We start from the raw sequence: 268 nt of genomic DNA, 5'->3' as shown, positions 1-268 counted from the left end.
GCGTGGGAGTCGGGACGGGCTGGGGTCAGAAGGCCGGGACCACCGCGCCGGCATATTTCTTCTCGATGAAGGCTTTCACTTCCGGGCTGGTCAGCGCGGCGGAAAGCTTCTTCAGGGCGTCGCTGTCCTTGTTGTCCGGACGCGCCACCAGGTAGTTCACATAGGGCGAGTCGCGGTCTTCCAGGACCAGCGCGTCCTTGGCCGGGTTGAGCTTGGCCTCCAGCGCGTAGTTGGTGTTGATCAGGTCCAGGTCGACCTGGTCCAGCAC

General features: G+C 64.2%; 1 protein-coding gene. It reads right to left on the bottom strand.

The genetic code is table 11. The features are described from left to right. Positions 1 to 25 precede the first annotated feature (25 nt). Positions 26 to 268, bottom strand: a 243-nt coding sequence (locus ACLJNW_RS25460; protein WP_410961400.1) for a MetQ/NlpA family ABC transporter substrate-binding protein, incomplete at its 5' end; no start/stop codon positions are given.

Source organism: Salmonella sp. SAL4457, from assembly GCF_046548235.1.
Taxonomy (GTDB): domain Bacteria; phylum Pseudomonadota; class Gammaproteobacteria; order Enterobacterales; family Enterobacteriaceae; genus Salmonella; species Salmonella enterica.
Note: the sequence above shows the minus strand (reverse complement) of the source record. Positions and strands in the feature narration are given on the sequence as shown.